At 66.3% G+C, this 8,125-nt stretch carries 9 protein-coding genes, 1 tRNA gene and 1 pseudogene; 2 read left to right on the top strand and 9 right to left on the bottom strand.

From position 1 onward, the window contains the following. A pseudogene (locus CHB90_RS13550) lies at positions 1–276 on the top strand (IS5/IS1182 family transposase); the annotation flags it as partial. Positions 277–698: 422 nt separating this feature from the next. Here CHB90_RS13550 and ykgO read toward each other — a convergent pair. Both ykgO and CHB90_RS13540 read right to left on the bottom strand, forming a co-directional pair. Further along, positions 699–824, bottom strand: coding sequence for a type B 50S ribosomal protein L36 (gene ykgO / locus CHB90_RS13545; RefSeq protein ID WP_007792261.1), 126 nt, complete (start codon positions 822–824; stop codon positions 699–701). Positions 825–924: 100 nt separating this feature from the next. Further along, positions 925–999: transfer RNA gene (locus tag CHB90_RS13540), tRNA-Val, on the bottom strand. Between the two features lie 148 nt (positions 1,000–1,147). On the opposite strand from CHB90_RS13540, the gene CHB90_RS13535 reads away from it, so the two are divergent. After that, positions 1,148–2,011, top strand: coding sequence for an N-formylglutamate amidohydrolase (locus CHB90_RS13535; protein ID WP_089278405.1), 864 nt, complete (start codon positions 1,148–1,150; stop codon positions 2,009–2,011). A gap of 103 nt (positions 2,012–2,114) precedes the next feature. On the opposite strand, the gene lpxK is transcribed toward CHB90_RS13535, so the two are convergent. From lpxK to rbfA, 7 genes are all read right to left on the bottom strand, one after another. Then, a complete protein-coding gene (gene lpxK, locus CHB90_RS13530) occupies positions 2,115–3,116 on the bottom strand; it encodes a tetraacyldisaccharide 4'-kinase (protein ID WP_089278404.1) in 1,002 nt (333 codons plus the stop codon). Further along, positions 3,116–4,321, bottom strand: a complete 1,206-nt coding sequence (locus CHB90_RS13525; RefSeq protein WP_089278403.1) for a 3-deoxy-D-manno-octulosonic acid transferase — start codon at positions 4,319–4,321, stop codon at positions 3,116–3,118. The genes lpxK and CHB90_RS13525 overlap by 1 nt, the downstream gene beginning before the upstream one ends. Positions 4,322–4,325: 4 nt before the next feature. Then, positions 4,326–4,565 carry a DUF4170 domain-containing protein gene (locus CHB90_RS13520; protein WP_089278402.1) on the bottom strand — a complete coding sequence of 80 codons (240 nt, stop codon included), beginning with the start codon at positions 4,563–4,565 and terminating at the stop codon, positions 4,326–4,328. A 169-nt stretch (positions 4,566–4,734) separates the two neighbouring features. Further along, positions 4,735–5,508, bottom strand: a complete 774-nt coding sequence (locus CHB90_RS13515) for a 3'(2'),5'-bisphosphate nucleotidase CysQ (RefSeq protein ID WP_089278401.1) — start codon at positions 5,506–5,508, stop codon at positions 4,735–4,737. Next, positions 5,495–6,838, bottom strand: a complete 1,344-nt coding sequence (locus tag CHB90_RS13510; RefSeq protein ID WP_089278400.1) for a TldD/PmbA family protein — start codon at positions 6,836–6,838, stop codon at positions 5,495–5,497. The genes CHB90_RS13515 and CHB90_RS13510 overlap by 14 nt, the downstream gene beginning before the upstream one ends. A 78-nt stretch (positions 6,839–6,916) precedes the next feature. After that, complete coding sequence (locus tag CHB90_RS13505; RefSeq protein ID WP_245823246.1) at positions 6,917–7,636, bottom strand: phosphodiester glycosidase family protein; 720 nt, start codon at positions 7,634–7,636, stop codon at positions 6,917–6,919. Positions 7,637–7,674: 38 nt separating this feature from the next. Then, positions 7,675–8,070 (bottom strand): 30S ribosome-binding factor RbfA, encoded by a 396-nt coding sequence (rbfA, locus tag CHB90_RS13500; RefSeq protein WP_089278398.1) that lies wholly within the window; start codon positions 8,068–8,070, stop codon positions 7,675–7,677. Positions 8,071–8,125: the final 55 nt, after the last annotated feature.

The following is an 8,125-nucleotide window of genomic DNA, read 5'->3' as shown; positions in this document are numbered from 1 at the left end:
AAGAATGCCAAGCCGTGGAAGCCATCGACTGCAGGGGCTATCGCTCGGAACGAGGCGCTGCGCGCTTCGAAATACCTTGGCCGCGCCATCTGGAGAAAATGGAGCGGATACCACCGACGAAGCCGCGCCGAGACGAAGATGCATTGCGTGAAGCTGCTGGGGCAGAGCCTCATGGCGCGCGACTTCGATCGTCAGGTCGCCGAACTTCAGATCCGCGCCGCCGTGCTCAACGGCTACACCGCGCTCGGCATACCCGTCACAGAGCCTGTGGGATAATTGCGTCCGGGGAAAGGGGAACTCCGGACGTTACCGACTTTGCGCAACAAAGCCGTGTGCAGGACATCGCCCAAGCCTATCGTCAAAGCGTCAACGGTTACATCATCAAGCCGCACAATCGGGAAGACATGAACAAGAAGATCTCGACGCTGCAAGAGTTCTGGACCATTTGCGAACCGCCAGTGCCGCCTGCGGGGTCCATTTAGCGCGCGCCGGAGACGGCATTGCCGAATCCCTATAGGGATTCGTGGGCGCTTGCATCCATTTGTCGGACCGCGGCTGTCGTACTGCGTGCGCAAGTAGAACACGCCAATACTGCTGTTGGCAGGTGCCTGCCAAAGATCGCAGCCACTTCAAGAGAAAACCCCCGCCGGCAATGCCTGCGGGGGTTTTCTGTGTCGTTCAGAGGCGTGGTGTCGGGCTTAGCCCTGACGTGCCTTGAATCTCCGCTGTGTCTTGTTGATCACATAGACACGGCCCTTACGGCGCACAACGCGGCAGTCGCGGTGGCGCTTCTTGAGCGAGCGGAGCGAATTGGCGACCTTCATGGGTCTTCTCCTATCGTCGCGGCGCGCGAGCGCCTTTCGTTGCGGCAAATACCCGAATCTCCGCGAGGCAAGCCCCCCCGGAGACCGGGTGATGAATTCATGGTGGGCGATACTGGGATCGAACCAGTGACCCCTTCGATGTCAACGAAGTGCTCTACCGCTGAGCTAATCACCCATATGCCCGTTACACACCCTCATTGACCTCTACCGAAGTCGCTGGTGGCGCGCGCTGGTGGAGGGTCTATAAATGCCTTCTCTGCGGGGATCAAGGGCTTTTGGCAGGCGCAGAAACTGGTCTATCCTGACCCCCAATAGGAGCGCGAATGCCAGAGACATCGTACCACTTGCACATGCCTGACCCACAGACGTCCTGTGTGGTTTTCGCCTCGCCGCATTCCGGTTGCGACTACCCGCATACCTTTCTGCGCACCACCGTTCTGGACGCACATAGCATCCGAAGCTCTGAAGATGCCTTTGTGGACCGGCTTTTCGACTGTGCACCGCAGTTTGGGGCGGCTTTCCTGTGTGCCGGAGCGCCGCGCGCCTATGTCGATCTGAACCGCGCCGCGGAGGAACTGGACCCTGCGCTGATCGAAGGGTTGCGGCGCATCGGGCACAATCCGCGGGTTGCCAGCGGGTTGGGGGTAGTGCCGCGCGTGGTGGCGGGCGGTCGGGCGATCTATCGCGGCAAGTTGTCCCGGATCGAGGCCGAGCACCGAATCACGCGAATCTGGAAACCCTATCATGACCGCTTGCAGGCGCTTTTGAGCGCGGCGCGCGAGAGGTTTGGCGCGGCGATTCTGATCGACTGTCACTCGATGCCGCATGAGGCGTTGGATGGATCGGTGCGACTGGGTGGAAAGCGGCCCGAGGTTGTGATCGGCGACAGGTTCGGCGCGTCGGCCCGGTCAGAGATTGTCGAACGGATCGAAGCCGCCTTTGCCAAGGCCGGATTTGTGGTGGCGCGGAATGCGCCGTTTGCGGGGGCTTATACGACGCAGTATTACGGGCGTCCGTCGCGAGGCCAACACGCGGTGCAGGTGGAAATTGATCGCGCGCTGTATATGGACGAGGCGGCGATCACACCGAATGCGCGGTATGACGAGGTGCGTTTGGCATTGCGTGGGGTTGTGGCGGATCTGGCGGATCTGGGAGACCGGCCGCCACAGCAACTGGCGGCGGAATAAGCGGCCCAGAGCACGCCCTGGACGCCGTAGATCCGCCCCACCCAACGCGCACGCCGTCCAAGGCGCGCAGGGGCTGGGGCGGGACGGTTTCAGTTCTACCGTTTCAGGTCTGCGGCGTCAGCACCTCGGCCAGGGCCGCGTCCAGCGGTGCGGCATCGTCGAGTTCCAGACGGACCGGCAGCGTCAGCACCTCGCGGCGGATCTGTGGCGGCAGGCGTACCGCATCCTTTTCCGTGGTCACCAGCTGCGCGCCCAAGAGCTGCGCCTCACGCATGAGCCTCGTGATCAGAGCAGGCGTAAACGGCTGGTGATCCTCCAGCGCCTCGGCCCGGCGAATGTCCGCACCCAGGCCGCGCAGTGTGGCAAAGAACTTTTCCGGGTGCCCGATCCCGGCAAAGGCCAGCGTCGGCAGACCGTGCCAATCCATGCCGGTTTGCAAAGGCGCCAGTTGCCCGGTCAGGTGTGGCAATGAGATCTGCGGCCCCCAATCCTCGGCAAATCGTTTCTGCGCTGTGGGGGGGCCGATGGACAGCAGCAGGTCGCCGCGTGCCAGCCCAGTGTCGATGGGTTCTCGCAGGGGGCCCGCAGGCAGACAGCGGGCGTTGCCGAACCCCGCCACCGCATCGACGCAGATCACGGTCAGATCCTTGGCCACATCGGGGTTCTGGTGCCCGTCATCCAGCACGATCACCCCTGCACCTGCCGCCTCGGCAGCCTGCGCGCCCGCTGCGCGGTCCTTGGCGACCCAGACTGGGCAGAAGGCCGCAAGCAGCAGTGGTTCATCGCCGGTATCCTCGGCGCTGTGTTGGTTGGGGTCGACCTGAACCGGGCCGTCCAGGCGTCCGCCATACCCGCGAGAGACCACATGCGGCGACAGCCCGCGTGCGATCAGCATCTGGACCAGCGCGATCACCGTCGGTGTCTTGCCGGTGCCGCCTGCGTTGACATTGCCGACGCAGATCACCGGCACGCCACAGCGCGCGCGGGGGGGGCGGGCGACCCGGCGGGCCGTGGCGCGGGCGGTCAGCGCGCCCAGTGGCGCCAGTACACGGGCCTGCCATGCGGGGGCCTGCGGCGGGGTCTGCCAGAACCGGGGGGCACGCATCAGGCAAGCCCCCTTTCGTCCAGCACATCGCAAACCTCTGCCAGCACCCGGTCGACCAATTGCGCGCCCGAAGAAATCACATCCCAGCCCGCATGCGCCATCGTCGCCGCCTGATCCGGCGCGACCAGGTGCGAGACGGCGGTGCCCAGCGAATCGGCGTCGCGCACGATGCGCGCGGCCCCGGCGCTGACGAGGCGGGAATACGCCCCCAGATGCGCGCCGACGTTGGGGCCGTACAGGATGGCGGTGCCAAGGGCGGCGGCCTCGAACGGGTCTTCGCCACCGGTGCCGGTCATCAGCGATCCGCCCAGAAAGGCCAGCGGGGCAAGCCTGTACCACAAGCCCAGCTCTTCGGGTCCGCCGGCGAGCAGAACCTGAGTGTTCTCATCCGGCATGTCGCCGTTTTCCCAGTCGCAGACGCGCATCTGTTCGCTGCGCAGAACACGGCTGATATGTCTGGCCGCCTCGGCGTCAGCGGGCGACACGATCAACAGCATCCGGTGGGCCAGGCGGCTGGCCTGACGGTGGGCGTACAGGATGTCGCTGGCCTCTTCGGCGCGTAGCCGCGCGGCCAGCCAGATCGGGCGGCCCGCAACGAGGGCTGCGATTTCTTCGTGCAGGCCGTCGGGGCAGTCCAGCGGCGCCTCGGTGTCCAGAAAGGCGGTGGCGTCGTGTACGCGGTCTGTCTCGACCCCAAGCCTGCGCACCCGGCGGCTGGCTGCGGCGCCATTGGTATACAGGCTGTCGAACAATGCCAGTGTCGCGGGCGCCGGATCAGGCAGCCAGCGCGGGGCGTCTACCGGAAAGGGCGCGTCTGCGAGAGCGAGTGCGATCATGTGTGACCCGGACTCGGACAGGGTGGCAAGCAATCCGGGGCGCAAGGCCTGGCCGGTCCAGAGCGCCACGTCCGGGCGCAGCCGCCGCATGTGGCGCAGATCGTCCCCGGACAGATCCCGCGGCATGGGGACGGTTGTAAGACCCGGCCGATGTGGCACGCGCCCGCTGAGCCAGACCGAAACCTCGGGGCGTTGTGCGACAAGCCGGGCGGCGAGGCTGGCCAGCGCGCGGCCCTGTTCAGTCTCCTCGGCGAACCCCCAGACCAGCGGCCCCGCGGGCCGGTCGGGCCAGGCCGGGGCCACACCGGGGGCGGAGGCGCTGCGCGCATAGGTCAGATAGGCCGAAAGACTCAGCGCGCGGCGGGTCATGGGCTTAGCCCAGTTCCTCGGTCGAGGAGGCCTCTTCGCCCTCTTGGCGCAGGCGGTGCAGATGGGCGATGAAATAGCGCATATGGGCGTTGTCGACGGTGCGCTGCGCCTCGGCCTTCCAGGCGTTGTAGGCTTCTTGGTAGTTGGGAAAGATGCCGACGACATGCAGATCGTTTACGTCCTTGAAGACGGTTTTTGTCGGGTCGACGAGTTCACCGCCGAAGACGAGGTGCAGGCGTTGCATGGGGCGTGATCCTTGTGGTTGTGGTGTTGCGCGCGAGCCTAGCGAACGCGGGCGGTGGGTCAAGGCGGGGTCGGGTGGCTGTGTCGCGCGGGGAGGGGGCGCTGCCCCCACCGCCCGTTCGGGCGGCCCCCCGGGATATTTTTCGACAGAAGAAACATGGGCGCGGATGTCAGGGCAGTCGGTCCAGCAGGGCTGCGTGCAAGCGGGGGTTTGCGGCGACCAGCCCGTCGGCCTGGGGGGCGGGGGCGTTGAACCGCAGGGGGGCGCCGTGCCTGTCGGTGATCTTTGCGCCGGCCTCTGACAGGATCAGCGCGCCGGCGGCGATGTCCCATTCCCAGGTTGGTCGGAAGGTGAACATGGCGTCGTAGCGGCCTTCGGCCACCAGGCTCTGGCGATAGGCCAGAGAGGGGCGGTAGCTGCGGCGCAGGACAGGCGCGCCGCCGGGCCACCATTCCGGTTTGAGGCTGGCGCGGGTGGCCAGCACCTGTGCCGCCTCCGGGGTCTTGACCTTGCCCGTGGCGATGCGCCGCTCGTTCAGGAAGGCCCCGCCGGAAAGACGCGCGGAATAGAGTTTGTCCAGCATCGGCAGATAGATGACGGCGGCGGTGGTCCGGCCGTTCTCGACCACGGCAAGCGCGTGGGCCCAGGTTTTTTCACCTTCGATGAAAGAGCGGGTGCCGTCGATCGGGTCGATGATGAAGACCCGTTTTGCGGCCAGACGCGCGGTGTCGTCCGGCGTTTCCTCGCTGAACCAGGCATAGTGGGGCCGTGCGTCGCGCAGCACCTGGGACAGGTGCCTGTTCACGGCAAGGTCGGCCTTGGTCACCGGGCTGTCGTCGGCGGCCTTGAACTGCACCTCCAACGGACCACCGACAAAGCTGCGGGCGATCTCACCGGCCTGCCGCGCGGCGTCGATCAGGAGGGCGAGGTCATTCGCCGGCAAGGGTCAACCCTTCGACGAGCAGCGATGGCACCACGCGGCTGAGCCATGGCCGGGCATCATTGGCGGGGATCAGGCTGCGCAGCATCTCGCGCAGGTTGCCGGCGATGGTGACGCCCGATACCGGGTAGACCGCTTCGCCGTTTTCGACCCAGAACCCGGCAGCGCCGCGCGAATAGTCGCCGGTGTTGGGGTTGATCGTGGCGCCGATCATAGACGTCACCAGCAGGCCGTTGCCCATCTGGCGCATCAGGTCTGCGCGGCTTTGGTCGCCCTGGGTCAGTTCCAGATTCCATGCGGTGGGAGAGACAGAGGCTCCGCCGCGCGCGGCATTGGCGGTGCTGTCCATGCCCAGCTTGCGGGCATTGGCAAGGTCCAGGGTCCAGCCGGTCAGCACGCCTTTGTCGATCATGCCGCGGCGCCGTGTCGGCAGGCCCTCGGCGTCGAAGATGCGTGACCCGCTGATGCGGGGGCGGTGCGGGTCCTCGATCAGGTCAAGACCCTCGGGCAGCACCTGTTCGCCCAGTGCCTCGCGCAGCCAGGATTGGCCGCGCGCCACCTGTGCGCCGTTGGCCGCAGCGACCAGATGGCCGATCAGCGAAGACGAGACACGTTCATCGAACAGCACCGGATAGGCGCCGGTTTTCGGTTTGCGCGGGTTGAGCCGCTCCAGCGTGCGGGCGGCGGCGGTCTCGCCGATCTCCTTGGCGCTGCGCAGGTCGGACTGGTAGACGCGGCTGTCACCGTCATGATCACGCTCCATCCCCAGGCCCTCGCCAGCGATGGCGACGCAATACAGGCTGCGCGAGGTGCGGGCATAGCTGCCGGCAAAGCCATTGGTCGCGGCCAGCGCGATGCGCTGGGCGTTGTATTGCGCGGCGGCGGAATCGATGCGGGTGATGCCTTTTGTCGCCAGCGCCGCAGCCTCGGCCCGGCGGGCGTCGTCCTCCAGATCGGCGGGGGCCGGTTCATCCGACGGGTCGCACAGGTCGAGCGGTGTGGCATCGCGGTCGGTTGCCAGTTGATCCGGGGCGGCGAGGCCGATGTAGGGATCTTCGGGTGCCTCGCGCGCCATGGCGACGGCGCGGGTTGCCATTTCCGTCATGGCGTCGGGGCGGATATCAGAGCCGGAAATGCTGGCGCTGCGCTGGCCCAGAAAGACCCGCAGGCTGAGGTCGCGGTATTCCGCCCGTTCCGCCTGTTCCAGCGTGCCGCCGCGCACGTCGATCGCCTGTGCCGTTGCCTCGACCGCCAGAGCATCGGCCGTGTCTGCCCCGGCCTTGCGGGCGGCATCCAGAAGAGCGGCGGCGAGGTCTTGGGGCGTGTCGGACATGGTGGCCTCTGCGTGGTTTGGTTCCGGACCGAGGTAAGCCTGTCGGGCACAAGAGGCAAGGCCGGGGCGTGCGGGACCCTATCGGGCCGGGACGGTGACCGCCACAATGGGCCCCATCCGCCGTCCCAGATCGGCGCGGCCGACCTGCGGCGCATAGAGGCGCGAGATATTTCCGTCCAGAAACAGCGCGTTGGGAACCTTCAGCACGTCGCGGAACAGGCGCGCAAATTCGTGGAAGGTGACGGTGTTCTGCGAGATTGCAAAAAACGTGCGGCGTCCGTCGGCGGATGTGCCGACACCGTTACGGATGTAGCGCGAGGTGCTGTCCGGCAAAAAGCGCGGGTGCAGCGCACCGTCGATCACCAGCATCGGACCGGACTGCGTGGCGTGGCGGCAGCGTGGGCGGCGGGACAGAAAGTCGCGTGTTTCGAATACCCGCGCCCTTGTCTTGCCGATGCAAAAGATGCCATTGGGCAGCAGGCCAAAGTTGCCCGGTCCGGGGGATGAGATCACCCGCATGTCTTCGCGCCCGTCCTCAAGGTATAGGCCGACCGGCGAGCGGTCCTCATGGTACATGCCCGCGTTCATGGCGAATACGAGATCGCGCCCGTCGCGCGCCAGTTCGGTCTTCAGCGTGCTGAAATGGCCGTAGGGCGTGCCGGAAGTGTCAGAGCGGTACAGGCGCATGTCTTCTGCGGTCGCGTCCACTTCGCAGACGATGTAGCTGTTGCCGTCATGGTCGACCGGCTGACAGCCGACGGCACCGGCCTGCGGTGCGCTGGCCAGCGTTGTTATCATGAGGACAAGACCGGGCAAGAGGCGGCGCATCGGCACGGTCAGCTGTCGATGTCGCGCTTGACGACGTCGTCGTCAAGCAGGCGGCGGGTTTCATCAAGGCGGTCAAAGGTGTCGTCGAGGCGAAAGCGCAGCTCTGGCGAGTATTTCAGCGTCATGTTGCGGGTGACCGCGCGGCGCAGCTCACCCTTGTTGCGCTCCAGCAGGTCGAACATGTCGTCCTGATTCTCGCCACCCAGTGGCACCACAAAGGCGGTGGCCACCTTGAGATCGGGGGACACCCGCACCTCTCCGACCGTGATCGAGAGCCGGTTGAGGTCCGGATCATGAATGTCACCGCGCTGCAGCACCTCGGAGAGGGCGCGGCGGATCAGCTCTGCCACCCGAAGCTGGCGTTGGCTGGGCCCGGAGGCGTCTTGGAATCTGTTTCGTGCCATGACCCAGACTTAAGCCCGCCGCCGCGGTTTGCCAAGCGGTCCGCTGGGGCGTGCA

This window comes from Antarctobacter heliothermus (genome assembly GCF_900188425.1).
Taxonomy (GTDB): Bacteria; Pseudomonadota; Alphaproteobacteria; order Rhodobacterales; family Rhodobacteraceae; genus Antarctobacter; species Antarctobacter heliothermus.
Note: the sequence above shows the minus strand (reverse complement) of the source record. Positions and strands in the feature narration are given on the sequence as shown.

Excerpts from the sequence above, each read along its gene's own strand:
- lpxK (WP_089278404.1), bottom strand. The coding sequence starts at position 3,116 with ATGCGTGCCCCCCGGTTCTGGCAGACCCCGCCGCAGGCCCCCGCATGG.
- ykgO (WP_007792261.1), bottom strand. The coding sequence starts at position 824 with ATGAAGGTCGCCAATTCGCTCCGCTCGCTCAAGAAGCGCCACCGCGAC.
- CHB90_RS13520 (WP_089278402.1), bottom strand. The coding sequence starts at position 4,565 with ATGCAACGCCTGCACCTCGTCTTCGGCGGTGAACTCGTCGACCCGACA.
- CHB90_RS13535 (WP_089278405.1), top strand. The coding sequence starts at position 1,148 with ATGCCAGAGACATCGTACCACTTGCACATGCCTGACCCACAGACGTCC.
- CHB90_RS13505 (WP_245823246.1), bottom strand. The coding sequence starts at position 7,636 with ATGATAACAACGCTGGCCAGCGCACCGCAGGCCGGTGCCGTCGGCTGT.
- CHB90_RS13525 (WP_089278403.1), bottom strand. The coding sequence starts at position 4,321 with ATGACCCGCCGCGCGCTGAGTCTTTCGGCCTATCTGACCTATGCGCGC.
- rbfA (WP_089278398.1), bottom strand. The coding sequence starts at position 8,070 with ATGGCACGAAACAGATTCCAAGACGCCTCCGGGCCCAGCCAACGCCAG.
- CHB90_RS13510 (WP_089278400.1), bottom strand. The coding sequence starts at position 6,838 with ATGTCCGACACGCCCCAAGACCTCGCCGCCGCTCTTCTGGATGCCGCC.